Origin of the sequence: Caproiciproducens galactitolivorans (genome assembly GCF_004768785.1) — a bacterium.
Lineage (GTDB): Bacteria > Bacillota > Clostridia > Oscillospirales > Acutalibacteraceae > Caproiciproducens > Caproiciproducens galactitolivorans.
This window is the reverse complement of record NZ_SRMQ01000002.1, coordinates 98743-120885: the sequence shown is the minus strand read 5'-3', so window position 1 is coordinate 120885 and position 22143 is coordinate 98743. Positions and strand designations below refer to the sequence as shown.

The window sequence follows — 22143 nt, the reverse complement described above, 5'->3', positions numbered from 1 at the left end:
GGCAAAAGTAGACTAGGCTTTGCACGCATAGAAAAGCCCCCGGCTGCGCCGGGGGCGGCTAATCAAAAAGATACGCGTACCTTATTGCTTCGCCTGAACGGATTCCACTATGCTGTCTGCAAGCGCTTCCAAATCCGAAATGTTTTCTTCCTTCAGCGAGGAATTCAACGTAACCTTTTCGTCGAGGACCGTCATTTTCTTGAGCTGGTTTTCCAGGAAGTCCCGCATCAGCGTGCCGGACTTGCAGGCCCAGGAACCGTTTTCTATAATTGCAAAGGTACGGTTCTGCATATTCAGCGCTTTCATATCCATCAGGTAATTGTGCATGGGGGGATAAATTCCGAGATTATACGTTACCGAAGCCAGAACCACATGGCTGTACCGGAAGGTTTCGGAAATCAGATAGGAGACATGGGTGTTGGAAACGTCGTATACCGCAACGTTCTTAATCCCCTTTTCCACCAGCATTGCGGCAAGAGCGTTCGCTGCGCTTTCGGTATTTCCGTACATCGAACCGTAAACGATCAGGACTCCCTTCTCCTCGGGCTCGTAACGGCTCCATTTATCGTATTTATCAAGGAAATACCCCAAATCGGTGCGCCAGACCGGCCCGTGTAGCGGGCATATCATCTTTATGTCAAGACCGGCCGCTTTTTTTAGCAAAGCCTGTACCTGGGGGCCGTATTTCCCAACGATATTGGTGTAGTACCGGCGCGCTTCGTCGAGCCAGTCGCGGTCAAAGTTCATTTCATCGTTGAACAGCTGGCCGCCCAGGGCACCGAATGCACCGAAGGCGTCCGCGGAAAACAGCACGCCGTTGGTTTTGTCATACGTTACGAGCACTTCCGGCCAATGTACCATGGGCGCTGCAATAAAGGTAACCTCGTGCTTTCCAAAGGCGAAGGTATCCCCCTTCCTTCACCTGCTCCGTTTTCCCATCGATCGTAAAACCGAACTGCCGCATGAACAGGATTGCTTTTTCGCTGCTGATAATCTTTACATTCGGGTAACGGAGCAGAATTTCCTCCAAGGACGCACCGTGATCCGGCTCCATATGGTTGACAACCACATAATCGAGAGGCCTGCCGTTTAACAGGAAGGTAACATTCTCTAAAAGCTGGCGGCAAGCCGACCAATCCACCGTATCAAACAATACGGTTTTTTCATCAAGAAGAAGGTAGGAATTATAAGACACACCGCGAGGAATCGGGTGAATATTCTCAAAAAGGGCAAGACGGCGGTCGTTCCCACCAACCCAATACAAATCTTCTGTTACTTTTCTGACACTATGCATAGATAAATCCCCCTTTACACTCTATCATATCCGATTTATCAGGCTTGTATAAACTGGTCCTTCTCTTCTCCGCACTCCGGGCAAATCCATTCGTCCGGAAGGTCTTCAAAGAGGGTACCGAGCTGGACATCATTTTCCGGGTCGCCTACGGCGGGGTTGTACTCATAACCGCAGCCATTGCAGATATAGTGCTTCCACGCAGGATCCTCCCACTTCGGGGCGCGGCGTTTCATCTTCTTCATCGGCGACGCCGGCTTCTTCGGTTCGCCGTTGTCCAGCGCCGCGGTAAGCAGAGGCAGTATCTCCAGAACATCGCCCACAATGCCGTAATCGCAATTTTTGAAGATCGGCGCGTTGGGGTTGTTGTTAATGGCGACGATGGTGGCTGCATCTTTAATGCCTTTCAGGTGCTGCCCCGCCCCGGAAATGCCGCATGCTATGTACAGATTCCCGTTGAATTTCTGGCCGGACATGCCCACATACCGGTTTAAGGGCACATAATGGAGGGTTTCCGCCACCGGACGGGACGAACCAACCGCCGCGCCCGCCTGAACGGCAAGCTTGCGGATCAGTTCCATGTTTTCAATTCCGCCGATTCCTTTTCCGGCGCTTACGACGCGCTCCGCTTTAGCAATTGGCGTATCGATATCAATTCCTGCGGTGAAATCATAGCCTTCCTCTTTTAAAGCCTGTACCAGGGAATCCACGCGTTCCGCCGCGGTTCCATCCTTATAAATAATCTTCTTGCGGACGCCCGTTACCGGCTCCGCATTTGCCCGGGGAACGTTGTCTTTCGGCATTTTCCCGATAATATGGGATCCGATTACCACCCGCTGAATCTCGTTCGTACCTTCATAGATGCTACATATCTTTGCGTCCCGATAGGCGCGTTCCACTTCCATGCCCTTCAGGTACCCGTTGCCGCCGAAAATCTGGAGCGCGTCGTTCACAATTTCCAAACAGCAATCGGACGCATACTGCTTCGCCATGGCGGCTTCCATGCTGTACGGCTGATGGTTTTCCTTCAGCTCGGCCGCGCTGTAAACAAGAAAGCGGGCGGCACGCAGCTTGGTTGCCATATCGGCCAACTTAAAGGAAATGACCTGCTGCCGGCAGATGGGTTTCCCAAACTGGATGCGTTCCTTGGAATATTCCAGCGCGTTTTCATAAGCCCCCTGCGCAATTCCAAGCGCCTGTGCGGCAATCCCGATTCTTCCGCCGTCCAGCGTGGACATGGCAATCTGGAAGCCTTGTCCTTCCTCTCCCAGAAGATTTTCCTTCGGAACTTTCACGTTATTAAAAATCAGCTCTGCTGTAGAAGAAGACCGTATGCCCATTTTATCGTAGTGATCACCAAATGTAAAGCCTTCCCAGCCCTTTTCAACAATAAAAGCGCTGATTCCGTGCGTGCCAATATTCGGAGTAGTTACTGCAAAAACAACATAAGTGTCCGCTACTGGGGCGTTCGTAATAAAAATCTTGCCACCATTTAAGATGTAATAATCCCCCTGCAGCTCGGCGATTGTTTCCGTGCCGCCCGCGTCGCTGCCCGCATTCGGCTCCGTCAGCCCGAAGGCGCCCAGCTTTCCGCCCTTGGCGAGCGGAATCAGATATTTCTGCTTCTGTTCCTCTGTACCATAAGCAAAAATCGGCCAAGATCCCAACGATACATGTGCGGAGAGAATAACGCCGGTACCGCCATCCACACGGGAAAGCTCTTCTACTGCAATGGCGTAGCTACCCATATCCAAGCCCATACCGCCGTACTGCTTGGGGTAAGGAATTCCCATAAGGCCCATTTGCCCCATCTTACGGACAATTTCCGTCGGAAAGGTGTTCCCCTGATCCATCTGAAACGCGAGGGGCTTTACCTCCGACTGCGCGAACTCGCGGACCTTCTTACGAAAAGCTTCCTGCTTCTCCGTTGTTTTATAAAGCATACTTTTTTCCTCCCTTGACGCAATTTATTTATCTGAATGAATACGAGCAAACGGAATTCAGAAGCACCGCATTTATACTTGATAATTTTTATCCAATTTTTATCGATAAAATAATATGAAGATATCAGAAGAAAAAATTCGAAATTCGCTTTATTCGCTGTCATATATCATTTGGTACAGGCTGCGTGCGCGGAATTCCCTGTCCAATACGCTTTGAATCTGAAGAAGCTGCTTGTTCACCTTGCAGCTGGGGCTGTGTTTCTGCCGCCATTCGCACTGGTATCCGGGCTGCATGCAAGCGCTGATATAATTATCGTCTTCCATAACCTGCGTCAAATCATACAGACTCACTTTCCGAAGATCCGCCGCCAGTCGGCAGCCGCCGTCCGCACCGCGGGTGATTTGAACGATTCCTGCGCGGGAAAGTTTTTTCAGTATTTTGTACACAAACTGCTGCGGGAGCAATTCCCGCCGGCAGATTTCTTTTGCTGTTGCCTGTTCCCCATCGGAAAGCGCGCGCAGAATGCGCAAGGCATAATCCGTTTCTCTTGTAATCAGCAGATTGCTCTCTCCTTCATCAATATTTCTTTCTTGTAATTTATTTATAGCATACTGGATAAATATTGTCAAGTATAAAATTAAATTTTTTTCAGTTATTTTGAGCCTAGGGATTTGGAAGACACAAACCAGCCGGGCTGAATTATCCGAGTTACGGTTTCGCGGAAAACGCAAAAAGGAAGCGGCGTTTCCTGCCGCTTCCCTGCTGGATTTTTGGTAAAATTTTTTACTGTTTTTTACAGAACCCTCCATAGCAGCCTACTTCCTAATTATTATCAAGCGAATTCAGATTTCCTCGCTTGGATTTATAAAGCCCTTAAAAACCGTAAGAAAAAGAATTTTGATATCAAGCAGAAAGGTCCAGTTTTCAATATAATAAATATCACATTTAATCCGTTCTTCGATTGAGGTATCTCCCCGCCAGCCATTCACCTGCGCCCAGCCGGTAATTCCGGGCCGGACAAGGTGCTTTAGCATATACAGAGGGATTTCCTCCCGAAACTTGTCCACAAAAAAAGGGCGCTCCGGGCGGGGGCCGACCAGGCTCATGTCCCCTTTCAGCACATTGACAAGCTGGGGCAATTCATCAATGCTGCACTTCCGGATAAAGGAGCCGAATTTAGTTCTGCGGTCGTCGTTTTTCGTGCCCCATGTCGTCATATCCGAATTCCCGTCGCCCACCTTCATGGAACGGAATTTGTACATATAAAACGGGCGCTTGTTCCTTCCGATGCGCTCCTGCTTATAAATTACCGGTCCTGGGGAGGAAAGTTTTACCCCTATGGCGGTAAGCAGCAGAACCGGCGAAAACACGATAAGCGCCACTAAGGAAGCGGTTATGTCCAAAAGCCGCTTGCAAAAGCTGTTCAGCATATTGTCCAGCGGGATTTTCCTGATGTTAATCAGCGGCATGCCTTCCACTTCGTCGATATACGGCTTTGTCGGAAGATATTTTGTATAGAACGGAAGCAGGTTGGATTTGACGCCCGCCTTTTCGCAAGCCTCGATGATATTCCCCAGCTCGGAAAATTCATGAAAATCCAGCGAAATAATGACTTCATCAATCCCCTTTTTTTCAAGAAGGGACGGCAGCGTTCCGAAGCCGCCGGCGTAAGCGATGTTCCGCCCTCCCGTGTTCACCTTGCTGTGACTTAAATACCCGACAAAATCATAGCCCAGATTGTGATTGGCCATGACCCTGTCGTAAAACTCCGCAGATACCTCATTCCAGCCGACCAGCAAAAGATGCTTCAGGTTAAATCCCTTCGCCCGCATTTTGCGCAATATTTTCCGCAGCGTCACGCGGCTGCAGGACGAAAGAAAAGAATTGATCAGCCCGTACAGAAGGATGACCATTCTGGAAACATGCACTTCTTTTAAGAAAAAGAGGAGTACAAAGATGAAGATAACGCCGATAAAATTCGACTGAACAATCTTGCCTATTTCAGAAATCATGGATTTGTACCGGAAAGAATCATGAAGATCAAAATAATTATAAATGATGAAATAGACCGGAATAATATAGAGCATTAACCGCAGGTAATAATTTAATCCGATATAAAAAGAACCCTGGTAATTCAGAAAGTGAAGCCAAAACGCAAGCACCATGGAAAGCAGGCAAATCCCGGCATCCAGCAATGCAAGAATGGCCTTCAAGATCTTTTGATTTTCCTTAATCATCGGAATTTCCTCTGTTTATGTAATGTTTTCCTATATTTTATAGGATTTGTTTCAATATGGCAAGTTTTCTCGCAAAATATCTCCATACTATTTACTTGTACATTCTCAGCTCGGATGATATAATAAACAATAAATTGGGAATTTTAAGAACGTTGGAAAGGTGAGAAAGCCGATTTATGTTAGCTTATAATTTGCTTCTATTATTGATAATCATTTTAGGATTCGGACTATGTGAAATAAAAAAAAGCAAGCGGAACAACGCGATTTTTCTATTGATCGTCTCCGTCGCGATGATCGTTATGTCTTATCTGCGCGCGGATACGGTCGGGATCGATTACATACAATACGCCGATTATTTTAAGCAGGTTCGCAACGGCGGCTGGTCGTTCCTGATCAGTAACGCAAATATGTATCGAGTCGAGCCCGGATACAGCCTGTTTAATTATTTTGTTTCCCTATTTACCGATGACGTACATATTTTCATGCTCTTTGTTTCGATCCTTACGGTCGGGTTGACCGCTGTACTTCTCTACAAATACTCCCCTGTCCCATGGGTGGGAATGTTTGTATTCGCTTCTTTCGGCTTTTTCGGCAACTCCCTTAGCTTTTTGCGCCAATCCATCGCCATTGCAATTTTCCTGTATGCAATCAATTTCTTAAAGAAAAAGAAACTGATCCCTTATATTTTGATTATCTTACTCGCAGCCAGTTTCCATAAAGCGATCATCATTATGATTCCGGTTTACTTCCTTGCGCACATAAAGGTCAATTGGAAATCACTAACCGCCTACGCTTCCCTTGCTGCGCTGATCCTGGTCCTGTCCTGGCCGCTTTTCAATTTCGTTACAAAATACGTATACCAATATTACGCCACGCAAGAAGGCCTGTATTATATGTTGGGGCGCGACTGGCAGACTGCGGCAATTCCTGCGATTACCACCGTTACCATCTTAATTGTAAAGAATACCATTCTAAAACGGGATGAAGCAAATATTGTGCTGATAAACTTCTCCGTATATTCCGGTCTGCTCTATATCATGACCTGCCAGCATTTCCTGTTCCAGCGGTTCGGTATGATGTTCTTCACCTCCGCAATTCTGCTGATTCCCGAACTGCTTGCAAGCGTCGGCGTAGAAAGCGTCCAAGCTGACGTCCCCGCCACAGAGTCCTTAAAAGCTTACAAGAATAAAGCACAGAAGAAAAAAGCGCTGCAAGAGCGCCGCCAAACCCAGATTAAGATTAACACGCATAAATATATTTATTATTACGCAACGGCAGCCGTCCTTTTCGTTGGCTTCCTATACAACACGTGGATTCTGATTCAAAACCGGATCAACCTAATCCCTTATGTAACATTTTTAACGAAGAAATAAACCGTACAAACAATTACAGCCCCGGCTCATACGAGCCGGGGCTGTTCACTTTAAGGGAATTGCGTATATCGTGTTACATCCGTCGATTAAAAATTTTCTTCGCAAAACGATTTCAGCTTGGCGCAGTCCGCTTCCTCATCCGGGCCTTCAATTTGGAATGCAATTTCATCCCGGACGGCAACGCCAAGGGCCATAACGGAAAACAGGCGCTTTGCATCTGCGGATTTTTCGCCCTTTACTATTCGGATATCCGAGCTGCAGGCTTTGGCGCACTGCGTCAAAAGGCCTGCCGGGCGGGCGTGAAGCCCGTTTTCATCTTTCACGGTATAGAAAAACTGCTGCATAAAAATCTCCTGTCTAAAAACTTCTTTCCCCTGAGGATGCCTCATCAAAGCCTTGGATTGCTTTTTCGATTTCTTTTTCAATCTTTTCGCTGTTTTTTCCGCAGGCGATCACGTTCACAAAATCCCCGTATTCTGCTTCCAACGCCATTACTGCGAAAATATTTTTTGCGTTACAGCGTTCATGTCCCTTTTCCAAAAATACTTCTCCGGGGTACGCTTGTGCAATACTGGTAACCAGGCCCGCCGGCCTTGCATGCAAGCCGTTTCGATCCGTAATCTTAACCCGTATCATTCCGTTCCCCTCCCAGCTTTTTTATTCTTGAAGATCGAGAAATAGGAATCTATCACCCTACTTTAGCTTCACTTTCATAATGGTGCCTGAAGAATCGGTTGTTCCTTTTACAATCTTCAAGGATGCCACCTTTTCCATATTTGTAATCACAACCGGGGTTATGCTTTCCTTTTTCTGCTCACACAGATAGGATAAATCCACTTCCATAACGGGTTCCCCCATTTTCACAGGCATGCCTTCCTCTTTCAGCCTTTTAAAACCGGTTCCCTTCAGTTTGACGGTATCCAAACCGATATGGACCAATATTTCAAGGCCGTCGTCACTCAGAATGCAAAAAGCATGGTTGGTATCGATAATCTGAATAATTTTTCCGTTGCAAGGCGAACAAATCCGATTTCCCTGCGGAATAACGGCACAGCCGTCCCCAAGTGTTTTTCCCGAAAAGACCGGGTCATTCACTTCATTAAGGTCCACGACTTTTCCGTTTACCGGCGACCCGATCAGAACTTGTTTATTGAATAAATGTAACATTGTGATATCCTCCATTATTGTCAACCCAACGTAATGGGATCGTTGGTAAATTCAAAAAGCCGCCCGGCTTTTCGCAGCGCATTAGAAACAACTGACGAAGTGAGAGGGGGATTTCAGCGTGGATTTGATTCACGCTGAAAAGGATCCCGTGCATGCCGAAATTGCTCTTATGAGTCTATACCCAAAATGTCCACAATATAATTTTTCAAGATAACCGCTTTTGTTCCGAACACGGCCTGAATCCCGTCCCCGATTACCAAAACATCGGTTGCGCCAAGCTCTTTCAGCTTTTCCTTATCCACTTTTTCAATGTCTTTTACGGACACGCGCAGGCGTGTAATGCAGGCGTCCACTTCTTCCATATTTTCTTTTCCGCCAAAAGCTGCGATTACGTCCATTGCCTTATCATGAATCGAGGTCTTTGTGGAAGCGACCGCATTGGAAACGGATACCGAAGCGGCTCCTTCATCCTCATCGGAACGGCCGGGCGTCATAATATTGAACTTCGTGATAAAGAAACGGAAGCTGAAGTAATACAGCAGCGCCCAGAAGATACCCACGATCACAACCGACACCCAGTTTGTTCTTCCGTTCCCCTGCAGGATTCCAAACAGGGTGAAATCAATAAAGCCTCCGGAGAATGTGTTGCCAATACGGACATTAAGCAAGTCGGCAACCAGAAAGGAAAGGCCATCCAGGAAAGAATGGAACACATAGAGCAGCGGGCTTACGAACAGGAACATGTATTCAATCGGCTCCGTAATTCCGGTAATAAAGGAAGTCAACGCAACGCCGAGGAACAGCCCGCCGTACTTCTTCCTTCTTTCCTTCGGAACGCAGTGGTACATTGCAAGGCAGGAAGCCGGCAAGCCGAACATCATCGTGTCGAAACGGCCCGCAAAGAAACGGGTTCCGTGGGTAAACAGACCCACATGGGTGGGGTCCGCAAGCTGTGCGAAGAAAATCTTCTGCGCGCCCGCAATGGTTTGCCCCGCGACCACTTCCGTGCCGCCCAGTTGCGTATACCAAAACATCGGGTAAATCATATGATGCAAACCGACCGCGCCGCAAAGCCGCATTAAAAAGCCGTAAAGGAATGTACCGAAAACGCCCATAGAGGCGATACCCTGCCCCGCATTTGTAAGCAGGTTCTGAATCGGCGGCCAGATCGCGTAAAACAGCATTCCGATAAAAATCGCCGCGAAGGAGGTAATGATCGGCACAAACCTGGAACCGCCGAAAAATCCCAGAACAGCCGGCAGTTCAATGTTGTGGTATTTATTGTGCAGCGTAACGGCAACCGCCCCTACGACCAGCGCGCCGATTACGCCCGTGTCGATCGCGTTGCCCTTCGGGTTCAGAATCGTCAGCATAACCGATATGGTCGCCGTCATAACCAGATAGCCCACAAGGCCGGCCAAAGCCGCCGTGCCCTTGTCGCTTTTCGCAAGGCCGATGCATAGGCCAATACACAAAAGCAGCGCCAGATTGCCGAATATGGCGCTTCCCGCGCTGTTCATAATTTGAAAGATTGCCTGCGCAACGGGATTGTTCAAAAACGGATACGCCGCGATGGTTGCAGGGTTGCTGAAAGCGCTTCCTATACCAAGGAGCAGGCCCGCCGCCGGTAAAATAGCAATGGGCAGCATAAAAGATTTTCCTATTTTCTGCAATTGTTTAAACATGAATACGCCTCCCTTATCGATTTAATACTTCGGTAAACTTCGCTGTAATATTTTGCGGACGGGTAATCGCTCCGCCGACTACCGCGGAATAAGCCCCGGCTTCAAACACAGCCTTTAAATCCTGGGGTGTATTGATTTTCCCCTCCGCGATCAGCGGGACATGCAAAACAGAGCTTAATTTCCTGATAAGCTCCAGATTCGGTCCCGGCAGATTTTCCGAATAGGGCGTATAGCCGCACAATGTGGTGGATACACAGTCGAAGCCCAATTTTTCCGCATGCAGAACTTCTTCATAGGTAGAGCAGTCTGCCATTGCCAGCCTGCCGTTGTCGTGAATGAGCTTCAGAAGGTCCTCTATTTTCTCCCCGTTCGGCCTGTCACGCAGCGTAGCGTCCAGCGCAATCATTTCGCTGCCGGTTGCGAGGAGTTCTTCCACTTCTTTTCTTGTCGGCGTAATATAAATTTCAGAATCCTTGTAATTTCTCTTCACAATGCCGATCACCGGAAGCCCGGTTACTTTGATAATTTCGTCAATGTCCTCTTTGCTTTGCGCCCGTATTCCTGCGGCGCCTCCCTGCTTTGCCGCGAGCGCCATCCTGCCCATAATAAACGAGCTGTGAAGCGGTTCGTCCTCAAGCGCCTGGCAGGATACGATCAGTTTTCCTTTTACTTTCTCAAGCATATTAGCCCTCCTTTATTTTAATCAAGCTCCCCTTTTAATCACCGATAACCGCTCACTTCTTTCTGTATTAATTGGAATAAAAAAGGCATAAACCCATACATTTCTGTAAAGTTTATGCCTGATTCAACAGTAACATAAAAGGAAATTCAGTTTTCATTGCCCCGTAGTTCTGCATATGCGGTCTATGTGAATGGCCAGATAGCCCAGTTCCCCGTCCGGCAGGGTAAAGCCGGCTTCCTTTTTTACAAGCTCCCCCACCTGTTTTGCCAAAGCATAGGACTTTTTCAGGCTCTTTTTAATCGTGGGAAGAAGCGGGTTGTCAACCGGAATCTTTTTTTCGACACGATCCAGACTGGAACGGAAATGGCTGATCAGCCGGATATAGGTAAGATTTTTTTCAAACTGTAACCCCAGGCTTTCTTCAAGCGAAGTAACCATCATTTTCACAATCCTGGTTTTATTAAAGGAATCGGATGCTTTTATATTCAGCTTTGCCGCGTCAAGGTGCAAGGCAATAAAGGCAACCTCGTCGTCGTTGATTTCGATCCCCATCTGTTCCTTGATCAGATCCTTTGCCGCAAGCCCGACCCGAAACTCTTCCGGATACAGATTCTTAATTTCATAGACAAACGGGTTCTGAATCTCAATACCTTTTTTTATCCGTTCGATTGCGAACCCAATATGGTCGGTTAAAACAATCAGCAAATTTTCGTTTAACCGACCCATCCTTTTCTCCGCCAGCAAAGTGATTTCGGAACAAAGCCCGATCAGTTTATCGTCCAAATTCTCAATAAGAGTGAGATAATCGTTCTTCCCTTTTGTATCATAAGCAAGGAAAGATTTTTCAATCTGTTCGGAATCGATCTCAACTTCCATATCGGGTTTCCGTTTAAAACCCAGCCCCTTCCCGATCAGAACCAACTGGGTATCCTTTGATTTCCTGCGGACAAGAATCACATTGTTATTCATCACACGTAAAATACGATATACTTCCGTCATCCTGCCACCACCCCACCATAAACAAAAAAGCATTAACACGGACAAAGAAAATCCGGTTAATGCCTGACGAATCAGTAACACACCTATTATCATATTGCTTTTCGTTTACATATATAAGTTAGCATATTTCTACATTGATGTCAATAACATTTTAAAATTTCTGTGCGGATTGAACACTTATTAAGCCGGTAATATTTATGAGAAACGAAAATCTTTTGTTGACAAGGAATGCATAATATATATAATTAAACTAAGATATTAATTAATTCAATTTATTATATTAGGTTTGGTGAAACAATGAAAAAGAGAAACAAAGGGATCAACCAAGATACCATCCAAGGATTTAACCGGTCGCTTATTATCAGTTTGCTTCGCAAACAAGGCATGTGCTCCCGGGTCCAGTTGGCGAACACAACGGGTTTAAAGCAGGCCACCGTTACGAATATCATTAACGATTTTATCAAATGGGGCTTTGTAAAAGAGGTCGGTTTCCTAAACGGAAGCAAAGGGCGACGCTCCATCGGGATTGCTATTAATACGGACACCTTCCGCGTAATCGGCGTACGGATTGCCCGCAAATACTATTCCGTCGGCCTGTTTGACTTAACAGGGAAAATGCATCAACTGCAACGGGTGGAAACCAATTTGGAAGAGCAGCCGAAGGATATTTTTTCAAATATTAAAAATATGATACAAGAATTCCTGAATCAGAACCGATCCTATACTATTCTTTCTATCGGCGTTGCCATTCCCGGCCCGTTCATTCAAAAAGAGGGGCGCATCGGACTGATGACGGAAGCCGAGGGCTGGAAGCATATTTTAATTAAAAAAGAGCTGGAAGAGCTTTATCATATACCAGTTATATTGGAACACGACGCGAACGCGGGCGTTTACACACAGCAATGGCATTCAAAGGAAGCGTCTGAATGTGAAGTGCTGATCTATGTCGCGGTAGGGCAGGGAATCGGCGCCGGCATTATGATCGATGGCGAGGTAATGAAGGGTTCGCTGGGAACCGCGGGAGAAATCGGTCATACCTGTATTAATTTCAACGGTTTAAAATGCTCCTGCGGTAACACCGGGTGCCTTGAAAAATACTGCTCCTCTATTGCGTTTACAAACGCCGTTAATGAGGCAACAAAGAAAAAATATACTTTTGAACAGATAAAGGAATTGACGAAACAGGGCGACCCCCTCTGCCTGCAGAAGTTTACCGAGGCGTGCGAGTACCTGGGGATCGGCATTGTAAACATCGTCAATAACTTTAACCCAGATATGATTATTTTGGGCGATGAAATGGCACATATCAACCCCAGCCTGATGTACAATACCGTCTGCGAAACCGTGAAAAGCCGGGTAATCCCCGAAGTATGGGAAAATCTTAAAATTGGATTCAGCAACATTAAGAACGATTCCATTCTGCATGGCGCCGCGATTGTTGCGATTAATGAGGTGTTTGAAAACCCCGCCCGTTTTATCGAAGAAAATATTCATCCTTAACGGATTTGCAAAAAACAGATCAATTCTTTAAAGGACCTCTGCACAGCACAGAGGTCCTTATTTTGCTTAAAATCGTATTATTCATCCATTATCAATAAAAATTTTAAGGATTTTCACTTTTCTATTGACATTTAAACACCGGGTGTTATAATAAAACCATAAAATTGATTAATTCATTTAATTGATTTAATCGAAAATGCAGGAGGAGAATTACATGAAAAAACTTTTAGCAGCTATTTTAACAGTCATCATGGCTGGAAGTATGGTAACCGGCTGCGCAAGCAGTTCAACCGCCTCGTCATCCGGGGGCGCTTCCGCACAGCCCACGGCCACATCCCACGCTTCCGGTAAGAAAACGTTCAAGATCGGATTTGCTCAGAAGACGTTGGAAAATGAGTTCCAGACAGCGCTTGCGAATGGCCTTGTAGAAGCAGGCAAAGCAAAGGGATTTGAAGTAACCGTACTCGACGCAAAAAACAAGATTGAAAACGAACAGAAAAACATGGAAACGTTCATCTCCCAGCACTATGACTTGATTTTCATCAATGTTGTTGATACCCAAGCTGCAACCTTAAGCATTGAGGAAGCAACCAACGCGGGCATACCGGTCATTGGAATCGACAGCCATGTTGATAAATCCGCCCCGGTTGTCACGAGCATTTCTGCCCCAGATCGCGCAAACGGAAGAGTTGTCGGTCTGTACGGCGCAAAGCAATACGACAAAGCGACCAAAATTTCTGCAGCCCTATTAAGCGGCAACAAAGGCAACCCCGGCGGGCAGGACAGAAGAGTCGGCCTGTTCTGCGGTTTCCTGGAAGGCCGTATCGGCTGCACAGAGGAAGAAGCATGGAAGCTTGCCGAAGCATTTGAACAGCAATTAACCGACAAGGGCAAAGCTTTCAACGAGAAGGCAAATTTTGAAGTTGTTGCACAGGGCTGGGGCAACTGGACAACCGACGAAGGCCTTCCGGCTATGGAAGATATCCTTGTTGCAAACCCGAACATCAACTGCACGATCGGTGAGAATGACAGCATGCTGATCGGTGCGAAAAAGGCCATTGAAAACGCGGGCAAGCTGAACCAAATTAAGATTTTCGCGGCTGCAGACGGTATGAAGGGTGCACTTGAACTGATTAAGCAGGACAGCGCCTACAAGGCCACCGGCCTGAACAGCCCGACCCTGGTTGCGAAAAAGGGAATTGAAGTCGCAGCGAAACTCTTAGTGGAAGGCGCGGATAAGAAATCCTTTGGCGCTACCGTAAACACCGATCCTGTTTGCATTAACAAAGACAATGTCGGCACCTTCTATGATCCGAATGCTATTTTCTAATCGAATGAATTTTATTGAGTCCACATGTTCTGTCCTGCCCAATTTGGGCAGGACAGTTTGAAAGAGAGGCATAGGAATGGGCAGCGAATATCTGGTCGAGATGGAGAATATTTCAAAGCGTTTCAGCGGAGTAAAGGCTTTGGATAATATGAATTTCAAATTGGGGAAAGGAGAAATTCATGCCCTGATTGGTGAAAACGGCGCGGGAAAATCCACGCTGATGAACATTCTGGCGGGCGCTTTCCCAAGCGATGAAGGCACGATTAAAATTGACGGCAAGATTCGGAAAATCTCCTCTCCGAAAGTCAGCAGGGAACTGGGAATCTCCGTTATCCATCAGGAACTCATGCTGGCTCCGCATCTGACCGTTGCGGAAAACATCTTTATAGACAGGCTCTCTTCCAAGGGAGGAGTTATCAACTGGAAAAAGCTAAAGCAGGACGCAAAGGATATCCTGACCAAGTTGGGCTTCGGTGACATCGACCCGAACGCACGCATTATGGATTTATCCGTAGCGTACCAACAGGTGGTTGAGATCTGCAAATCCTTATCAAGAAATGTAAAAATTTTGGTTCTGGATGAACCGACGGCTGTCCTGACCTTTAATGAAATCCAAAAGCTTTTTGTATTATTAAGGAATATACGGGATCAGGGCATGGGGGTTATTTACATCTCCCACAGGCTGGAGGAAATTTTTGAGCTGTGCGATAAAATCACGGTTATGAAAGACGGCTGTTACATAGGCGATTACGACACAAAAAACATCAGCAAAGACGAGCTGATTGAAAAAATGGTCGGACGGGAATTAACCACGCTTTTCCCCAAGCGCAACGCGGAAATCGGCGATATTGTGCTTGAGGTAAAAAATCTGAACGCCGGCAGAATGGTAAAAAACATCTCTTTTAATATAAGGAAAGGTGAAGTGGTAGGCTTCAGCGGACTTGTCGGCGCCGGAAGAACGGAAACCATGCGCGCAATTTTTGGTGCGGATAAAATAGACAGCGGAACCATTACTTACTTTGGAAAAGAAGTGGTATTCAAGAGTCCCTATGAGGCGGTAAAAAACGGAATCGGCTTTTTGCCGGAAGACCGCAAGCAACAGGGGATCCTGCTTGATATGCCAATTAGAAATAACGTAACCCTGACAGCATTGAAAAAAGTAACAAAGGCCTCTGTTATCCGTCAAAAAGCGGATAAAGGCCTTGCGGAAAGCATTTTGAAGGAAGTCAGCGCAAAGTACCATGCCCTGAGCGACAAGGTTTCCAGCCTGAGCGGCGGGAACCAGCAAAAGGTGGCTTTGTCCAAATGGCTTGCCGCAGATTGCAAGCTCATGATTCTTGACGAGCCCACCAGGGGCGTGGACGTGGGCGCAAAGTCGGAAATCTATAAAATCATCAACGATCTGGCCGAATCCGGTATCGCGGTTATTATGATTTCTTCCGAAATGGAGGAAATTCTCAACATGAGCGACCGGGTCTATGTCATGCGTCGGGGCAGCATCACCGGGGAGCTTCCGAAAGAAGATCTCCAGGACGTCAATATCATGAAATTATGTGTGGGGGAATAAGAAATGAAAACCGATGCAAAAAAATACAGCAATTCCATTACGGAATTTATCAAGAAATATAATACCTATTTAATGCTTGCGGTCTGCCTGATTATCTGCATGGTGATATCGCCTGATTTCCTCACTCTCACGAACCTTTTCAATATCAGCAGACAATACGCGGCGCTTACCGTGGTGAGCATGGGCATGCTGCTTGTGATTGCAACCGGAGGAATTGATTTGTCGGTCGGTTCCTATCTCGCCTGCGGAAGCGTTCTGGTGGCGATTTTCATTAACTCCGGCCTTGGGTTGATCCCGGCGATTTTACTGGATGTCGCGCTGGGGCTGGTCTGCGGAACGCTTTCCGGCGTTTTGGTTGCCAAATTCAAAATGCCGGCTTTCATCGTAACCATGGCGATGATGACGATTATCCGGGGTGCTGCGTTTATTCTTTCAAACGGCTCCCCCATCCGCACCCCCTCCAACACCATCAGCCAGCTTGGGCAGAATACCGTCGCCCATATTATCCCGCTGCTTCTTGTATTGGCGCTGGTTGTCGTAGCCATTTTTGCTTTCGTTATTAACCGCACCTCCTTCGGGCGGATTGTTTTGGCAACCGGCAGCAATGAAAACTGTGTGCGCCTTTCCGGTATACGTGTGAATTACTACTTAATCGCTGTTTACGCGATTTCCGGCCTGTGTGCTACGCTCGGCGGCGTAATGGCCGCTTCCAGAACCGGTATCGGCACCCCGCTTTATGGCGAAGGCCTTGAGCTAGACGCCATCGCCGCCTGTGTCATCGGTGGCGCCAGCCTTTCCGGCGGTACGGGCTCTGCGGTGAAAACCGTAGTCGGTGTTCTGGTTCTTGCCTTAATCGGAAATATTATGAACCTCCTCTCCGTCCCGTCTTATCCGCAGGATGTTATTAAAGGCCTGATTATCATTGCATCCGTGCTTCTTCAGATCTTTACATCTTCAAAAAAGGAAACAGCTTAAAACAACCCATCATTAAAGGAGAAAACCATGAAGACAATTCTAGGAATCGATCTGGGGACCTCCAGTATAAAGGCCATGCTGCTGGATATCGATAACGGAGTACTCGACGTGGCTGCGCAAAGCTATACGGTAAGCATACCCCATGCAAATTACGCCGAACAGGCCCCCGAAATGTGGTGGGACGCTGCGGTAACCATATTTAAAAAGCTGAAAGAACAGCACGGTGAAGCGTTTGATTCCATTGCTGCGGTCGGCTTTTCCGGACAAATGCACGGGCTGGTGATAACCGACGAACACGGGATCCCGCTTCGGCCGGCTATCATTTGGTTGGATCAGCGCTCGGAAAAGCAGCTAGAGGAAATGAACCAAAAACTAAGGCTGGAGGAAATGGCACAGATTTTCCATAACCGCGCATTTACCGGTTTTGCTTTTCCCTCTTTGCTCTGGGTGAAAGAGAATGAGCCCGACATTTTCCGGAAAACCTATAAACTACTGCATCCCAAGGATTATATCCGGCTGAAAATGACCGGGAATTTCGGAACGGATACGTCGGACGCGTCCGCCTCACTTGCCTTTGACGTTGGCAAAAGGGACTGGGCATGGGATATCCTCAAGCGCTTCGAACTTCCGGAATCTATTTTCCCAGCGTGCCATGAGGCGACGGAAATTGCCGGATATATTACGGAAGAATGCGCGAAGGAAACCGGGCTTCGGGCGGGTATCCCCGTTATTTACGGTTCCGGCGACCAGCCGGCGCAGAGCATTGGAAATGGCGCGGTCCGGGAGGGCCTGATCATTTCCAACATTGGAACTGGCGGGCAGATTTCCACCTACTCGAAAAAGGACGTATATGATTCCGGGCTGCGCACACACACCTTCTGCCATTCCATTGACAAGGCCTACACGGTTTACGGAGCAGCTCTGTGCAGCGGTATGTCCCTAAACTGGCTGAAAAACAAAGTGCTGCACATAAAGGATTACAAGCTGATGAGCAATATGGCAGGAGAAATTGATTCCGGCAGCGACGGGCTAATTTATCTCCCCTATCTATCCGGTGAACGAACACCGCATATGAATCCGAAAGCCCGGGGAATGTTTTTCGGCCTGCAACTCCGCCACGATAACCGGCACATAATCCGCTCTGTTATGGAGGGAGTCGCTTTCAGCCTAAAAGACTCTCTGCAAATCTTTGACGAAATCGGAATCAAGGGCAACCGTATCATTGCTTCGGGAGGCGGAGCCTCCAGCGATGTGTGGCTTCAGATACAGGCGGATATTTTTGAAAAGGAAGTCCATGTAAGCTGCGTAAAGGAGCAGGCTTGTCTTGGCGCATGCATTATGGCCGGGGCAGGAACCGGCATCTTCGGCAGCATACAGGAAGCCTGCAACCGGTATATTACATTCGATAGCAAGGTCTATTATCCCAATATGAGCAAAATGGTTAAATACCGAACTTCCTACGAAATATATCAGGAATTATACAGCAGAACAAAGGATTTATTTGAAGCGGAAGTCGGAAAATAAATAATGGAGGTATCAATATGGAAGGGAAAATGAAAGTTGCAGTCATGAACGGGGTCGGAAAAATGGGCTTCGTCGAAAGAGACATCCCTGTTCCGAAGGACAACGAAGTACTGATAAAGCTGGAATATGTCGGCGTATGCGGCTCGGACCTTCATTTTTATGAAATGGGCTGTATCGGTGACATCAAGGTAAATCCCCCGTTTGTGCTGGGGCATGAGCCGGGAGGCGTTGTTGTAGAAGTCGGCAAGGATGTTACCCATTTGAAGGTCGGGGACCGTGTGGCGCTGGAACCCGGAAAAACCTGCGGCCACTGTGAATTTTGCAAATCCGGCCGGTACAATCTCTGCCCCGATGTGGAATTCTTCGCCACCCCGCCGTTTGACGGCGTATTTCAGGAGTATGTCGCACACGAAGCGGAACTGTGCTTTAAGCTGCCGGAGAACGTAAGCACGATGGAAGGAGCGCTGATCGAGCCGTTGGCCGTTGGATTTCATGCCGCGCGGCAGGGCGGCGCCCACATGGGCCAGACCGCCGTGGTACTCGGTTCCGGATGTATCGGTCTGGTTTCCATGATGGCGCTAAAAGCGCTGGGCGTATCTAGGGTTTACGTTTCGGACGTTATGCAAAAACGTCTGGACAAGGCGATGGAGCTAGGCGCAACGGGCGTGATCAACGCCGCCAAAGAGGATACCGTAAAAAAAGTGCTGGAATTGACCGGCGGCAAGGGCGCCGATGTAATTATTGAGACCGCGGGCACGGAAACCACTTCGCAACAGGCTGTTTTCATGGCGAAAAAAGGTGCGAATGTTGTTCTGGTAGGATACGGAAAAACAGGCTATATCAATATGCCGATGAGCCTTGCTCTTGACAAGGAACTGACCTTTAAGACCGTTTTCCGCTATCGCAACATTTATCCCATGGCAATTGAAGCGGTTGCAAGCGGTAAAATAAATTTGAACGGAATCGTAACCAATATCTTTGATTTTGACGACATTCAGAACGCAATGGATTCAAGCGTGAAGGACAAAGCAAATATTGTAAAATCTGTCATCCGGATCGCGAAATAAAGAAAGCAACAATCTTCTCATAAATCCCTTAAAACAGGCCCCGGAATTCCGAAATTGGAATTTCGGGGCCTGCATTTTATTCTTTCCCACGCTTGAGGCCCGTCCCCTGCGTATTTGCCTTCGGAAGGTTAAACGGCTGTTTTTGCCCTTCCCAACGGTTTGCGGCCAGAATCCGCAAAATCTGCCCTTGGGTGCGTTCAATCTCCGCGCGAAAAGCCTTTGCGGAAAGGCGCAGGGCGCCATGCCCCAAAATAATGAGCTGCTCCGCGCTGTCCGAGGTGGCCACCGTAACGCGGTGCTTATTCCCAATCTCATAGGTAACCTTTTCAATGTACGCGTCCGCCGTTTCCGCTTCCCTTGTAAATACAACATGAATATTGTTGTAGCGGACGACTTTCCCCGTATTATGCGGGACTTTATAAGCGTCAAAAACCAAAATCACATTGCACTTTTTAAAACCCTGATAGTTGCTGAGAATGTCCATCAGAAGATTGCGGGCAGTATCCAAACTGTCCCGGGCCACCTGGCTCAATTCCTCCCATGCAAAAATGATGTTATAACCGTCCACTAATAAATACTCATGGCTGGCAGCCCGGGATTGGGCGGCGTGCTCCTCCGATGGTTGCTCCATTTCCTGCCGCGGCTGCCGGTAAAAATGCCTCTCCTTCACCGGTCCGTACGTCTTTTCAAAGATGGCCTTCAGTTCCTTGTCCTGCTCCAGGGAACCGGTATAGGCCGGCGCGCGCCGCGTGGCGGACGGGGGTTTTTCCGGCTCCTCTTCCGCCGCTTCCGGCTTCAGGAAGCTTTCCACATGCATATGCTTGCGCACTTCATTCCATTTGACCACAACTCCGGCGCCATGGGAACAGAAAACGGAATCCGCCGGGTTTTCCGTGTCCCGCTCGCTGTCGTAGCCGATTGCCGCAATGACTTCTTCCGGATTATGGCAGGGCTCGTATCCTTTCAGCGTGAAGGAGAGCCTTCCCCGCCCCTTCGTATAGGAGGTAAGTTCCAAAGCGTAGCTCCGCATCTCCGCCACCGGGACGGAACCGGTCAGGACCACCTCGTTCCCGATGGTCTCCGGCTGGGCAACATTTCCCGACATCCGCAACAGGTCCGACATCGCCCGTCCCACATAATCAGCGGGAATTTCCAGCCGGAAGTCGTACCATGGCTCCAGCAGGATGCACTCGGCTGACATCAGCCCTTGCCGCACCGCGCGATAGGTCGCCTGCCGGAAATCGCCGCCCTCGGTGTGTTTTTCGTGCGCTTTCCCCGCCACAAGCGTAATCTTCATATCCGTAATCGGGGAACCGGTCAGCACGCCAAGGTGCGTCCGTTCCTGCAAATGGGTTAGGACAAGGCGCTGCCAGTTCCGGTCGAGCATGTCCTCGCTGCAAACGGTATCAAACTGAAGCCCGCTTCCCCGTTCGCCCGGTTCCATCAGAAGGTGAACCTCCGCATAGTGGCGGAGCGGCTCAAAATGCCCCACCCCCTCCACCGGCGCCGCAATCGTTTCGCGGTAGACAATGTTTCCGGGGCCGAATTCCACCTCCAGGCCGAAGCGCTCTGAAATCAGCCGCTTCAAAATTTCAAGCTGCACCTCTCCCATAATCTGAAGATGGATTTCCCGCAGGTGCTCGTTCCAAAAAATACGGAGCTGGGGATCTTCTTCCGCAAGCTGGCTCAGCTTCAAAAGCGCGGCGTTCGTGTCGCATCCGTCGGGCAAAAGCACCTGATAGGTCAAAACCGATTCCAGTACCGGTTTTTCCGAAGCATATTCAATTCCCAGCCCCTCGCCCGAATACGTCCTGCTCAACCCGGTCACCGCGCAAACCGTACCGGAGGGAGCTTCGTCTGCGGTCACGTACTTCGCACCGGAATAAATGCGGATCTGGTCGACCTTCTCCTCCCAGACTTCCTCCTCCGGAAGGCCCTCCCGCCGGTTGGTCAGCAGCATTTTTACCTTCAGGCTTCCGCCGGTAATTTTCATATAGGTAAGCCGGTTCCCCTGCGGGTCACGTGCAATTTTAAAGACCTTCGCGCCAAACGCAGGCGGATAATCCGGACAGCGTGTGTAGCGTTCAAGCCCCTGCAGAAAAGCGTTCACCCCGTCGAGCTTCAGCGCGGAACCAAAATAGCAGGGAAACAGCCTGCGCCGCGCGATCAGGGAGGCAACCTCGTTGTCCGTCACCTCGCCCTGCTCCAAATAACCGGTCAGCACATCCTCGTCACACATGGCCACGTTTTCCCAAAAGGAATCCCCCGTCGCGCCGAAGTCCACACAGCCGTCATGGAATCTCTGTTTTAGATTTTCCAGCAAAGCGGCCCGGTCAGCGCCGGCTAAATCCATTTTATTGATAAACAGGAAAACCGGGATACCGTGCCGCCCCAGCAGTTTCCACAGCGTCAGAGTATGCCCCTGTATGCCCTCCGTTCCGCTGATGACCAGAATGGCGTAGTCCAGCACCTGCAGAGTCCGCTCCATTTCGCTGGAAAAGTCTACATGGCCCGGCGTGTCCAGCAGCGTGACTTCCATCTCCCCCAGCGTGAGCAGTGCCTGCTTGGAAAAAATCGTAATGCCCCGCTCGCGCTCCAGGGCATTGGTGTCCAGGAACGAATCCTGATGATCGACCCGCCCCAGCTTTTTCAGGCGCCCGCTCCGATAGAGCAGCCCTTCCGACAGGGTGGTTTTTCCCGCGTCCACGTGGGCTAATATCCCAACAACCAGCTTTTTCATACTTTTTCCACCAAATAACAAATTCATTTGCCGGTTTTACCCGGCAGATTTAATATACCATG

17 protein-coding genes and 1 pseudogene are annotated in these 22143 nt (G+C 48.5%); 7 read left to right on the top strand and 11 right to left on the bottom strand.

Annotation, left to right across the window (positions count from 1 at the left end):
* Positions 1 to 81 precede the first annotated feature (81 nt).
* The 4 genes and pseudogenes from CAGA_RS03115 to CAGA_RS03100 all read right to left on the bottom strand — a co-directional run bounded on the left by CAGA_RS03115 (position 82) and on the right by CAGA_RS03100 (position 5472).
* Positions 82 to 1294: pseudogene (locus tag CAGA_RS03115) on the bottom strand (FprA family A-type flavoprotein).
* Between the two features lie 38 nt (positions 1295 to 1332).
* The gene (locus tag CAGA_RS03110) at positions 1333 to 3234 is read right to left on the bottom strand and encodes an acyl-CoA dehydrogenase family protein (RefSeq protein ID WP_135657626.1); all 1902 of its coding nucleotides are present in this window, start codon (positions 3232 to 3234) and stop codon (positions 1333 to 1335) included.
* Between the two features lie 150 nt (positions 3235 to 3384).
* Positions 3385 to 3864, bottom strand: a complete 480-nt coding sequence (locus CAGA_RS03105) for an RrF2 family transcriptional regulator (protein ID WP_243112924.1) — start codon at positions 3862 to 3864, stop codon at positions 3385 to 3387.
* Positions 3865 to 4077: 213 nt separating this feature from the next.
* A complete protein-coding gene (locus CAGA_RS03100) occupies positions 4078 to 5472 on the bottom strand; it encodes an undecaprenyl-phosphate glucose phosphotransferase (RefSeq protein ID WP_135657624.1) in 1395 nt (464 codons plus the stop codon).
* A gap of 176 nt (positions 5473 to 5648) precedes the next feature.
* On the opposite strand from CAGA_RS03100, the gene CAGA_RS03095 reads away from it, so the two are divergent.
* The gene (locus CAGA_RS03095) at positions 5649 to 6845 is read left to right on the top strand and encodes an EpsG family protein (protein WP_135657622.1); all 1197 of its coding nucleotides are present in this window, start codon (positions 5649 to 5651) and stop codon (positions 6843 to 6845) included.
* An 86-nt stretch (positions 6846 to 6931) separates the two neighbouring features.
* Here the strand turns inward: CAGA_RS03095 and CAGA_RS03090 are convergent, their stop codons facing one another.
* The 6 genes from CAGA_RS03090 to CAGA_RS03065 all read right to left on the bottom strand — a co-directional run bounded on the left by CAGA_RS03090 (position 6932) and on the right by CAGA_RS03065 (position 11378).
* On the bottom strand, positions 6932 to 7189 hold the full coding sequence (locus CAGA_RS03090; RefSeq protein WP_135657620.1) for an HPr family phosphocarrier protein: 258 nt from the start codon (positions 7187 to 7189) through the stop codon (positions 6932 to 6934).
* A 13-nt stretch (positions 7190 to 7202) separates the two neighbouring features.
* Positions 7203 to 7481 (bottom strand): HPr family phosphocarrier protein, encoded by a 279-nt coding sequence (locus tag CAGA_RS03085; RefSeq protein WP_135657618.1) that lies wholly within the window; start codon positions 7479 to 7481, stop codon positions 7203 to 7205.
* 57 nt (positions 7482 to 7538) lie between these two features.
* Positions 7539 to 8012 carry a PTS sugar transporter subunit IIA gene (locus CAGA_RS03080; protein WP_135657616.1) on the bottom strand — a complete coding sequence of 158 codons (474 nt, stop codon included), beginning with the start codon at positions 8010 to 8012 and terminating at the stop codon, positions 7539 to 7541.
* 167 nt (positions 8013 to 8179) lie between these two features.
* On the bottom strand, positions 8180 to 9697 hold the full coding sequence (locus tag CAGA_RS03075; RefSeq protein ID WP_135657614.1) for a PTS transporter subunit EIIC: 1518 nt from the start codon (positions 9695 to 9697) through the stop codon (positions 8180 to 8182).
* 13 nt (positions 9698 to 9710) lie between these two features.
* On the bottom strand, positions 9711 to 10379 hold the full coding sequence (locus tag CAGA_RS03070) for an N-acetylmannosamine-6-phosphate 2-epimerase (RefSeq protein ID WP_135657612.1): 669 nt from the start codon (positions 10377 to 10379) through the stop codon (positions 9711 to 9713).
* A gap of 153 nt (positions 10380 to 10532) precedes the next feature.
* Positions 10533 to 11378, bottom strand: a complete 846-nt coding sequence (locus CAGA_RS03065; protein WP_167875141.1) for a PRD domain-containing protein — start codon at positions 11376 to 11378, stop codon at positions 10533 to 10535.
* A gap of 297 nt (positions 11379 to 11675) precedes the next feature.
* On the opposite strand from CAGA_RS03065, the gene CAGA_RS03060 reads away from it, so the two are divergent.
* The 6 genes from CAGA_RS03060 (at position 11676) to CAGA_RS03035 (ending at position 19341) form a co-directional block, all read left to right on the top strand.
* The gene (locus CAGA_RS03060) at positions 11676 to 12878 is read left to right on the top strand and encodes an ROK family protein (RefSeq protein WP_135657603.1); all 1203 of its coding nucleotides are present in this window, start codon (positions 11676 to 11678) and stop codon (positions 12876 to 12878) included.
* A 214-nt stretch (positions 12879 to 13092) separates the two neighbouring features.
* The gene (locus CAGA_RS03055; protein WP_167875140.1) at positions 13093 to 14208 is read left to right on the top strand and encodes a substrate-binding domain-containing protein; all 1116 of its coding nucleotides are present in this window, start codon (positions 13093 to 13095) and stop codon (positions 14206 to 14208) included.
* Between the two features lie 76 nt (positions 14209 to 14284).
* Entirely contained in the window at positions 14285 to 15775 is a 1491-nt protein-coding gene (locus CAGA_RS03050; RefSeq protein ID WP_135657599.1) for a sugar ABC transporter ATP-binding protein, read from the top strand.
* A 3-nt stretch (positions 15776 to 15778) separates the two neighbouring features.
* A complete protein-coding gene (locus CAGA_RS03045) occupies positions 15779 to 16750 on the top strand; it encodes an ABC transporter permease (RefSeq protein WP_135657597.1) in 972 nt (323 codons plus the stop codon).
* A 27-nt stretch (positions 16751 to 16777) separates the two neighbouring features.
* The gene (gene xylB, locus CAGA_RS03040; RefSeq protein ID WP_135657595.1) at positions 16778 to 18274 is read left to right on the top strand and encodes a xylulokinase; all 1497 of its coding nucleotides are present in this window, start codon (positions 16778 to 16780) and stop codon (positions 18272 to 18274) included.
* A gap of 17 nt (positions 18275 to 18291) precedes the next feature.
* Positions 18292 to 19341, top strand: a complete 1050-nt coding sequence (locus CAGA_RS03035; RefSeq protein ID WP_135657592.1) for an NAD(P)-dependent alcohol dehydrogenase — start codon at positions 18292 to 18294, stop codon at positions 19339 to 19341.
* Positions 19342 to 19417: 76 nt separating this feature from the next.
* Here the strand turns inward: CAGA_RS03035 and CAGA_RS03030 are convergent, their stop codons facing one another.
* Positions 19418 to 22081 carry a translation factor GTPase family protein gene (locus CAGA_RS03030; protein WP_135657590.1) on the bottom strand — a complete coding sequence of 888 codons (2664 nt, stop codon included), beginning with the start codon at positions 22079 to 22081 and terminating at the stop codon, positions 19418 to 19420.
* Between the last annotated feature and the right edge of the window lie 62 nt (positions 22082 to 22143).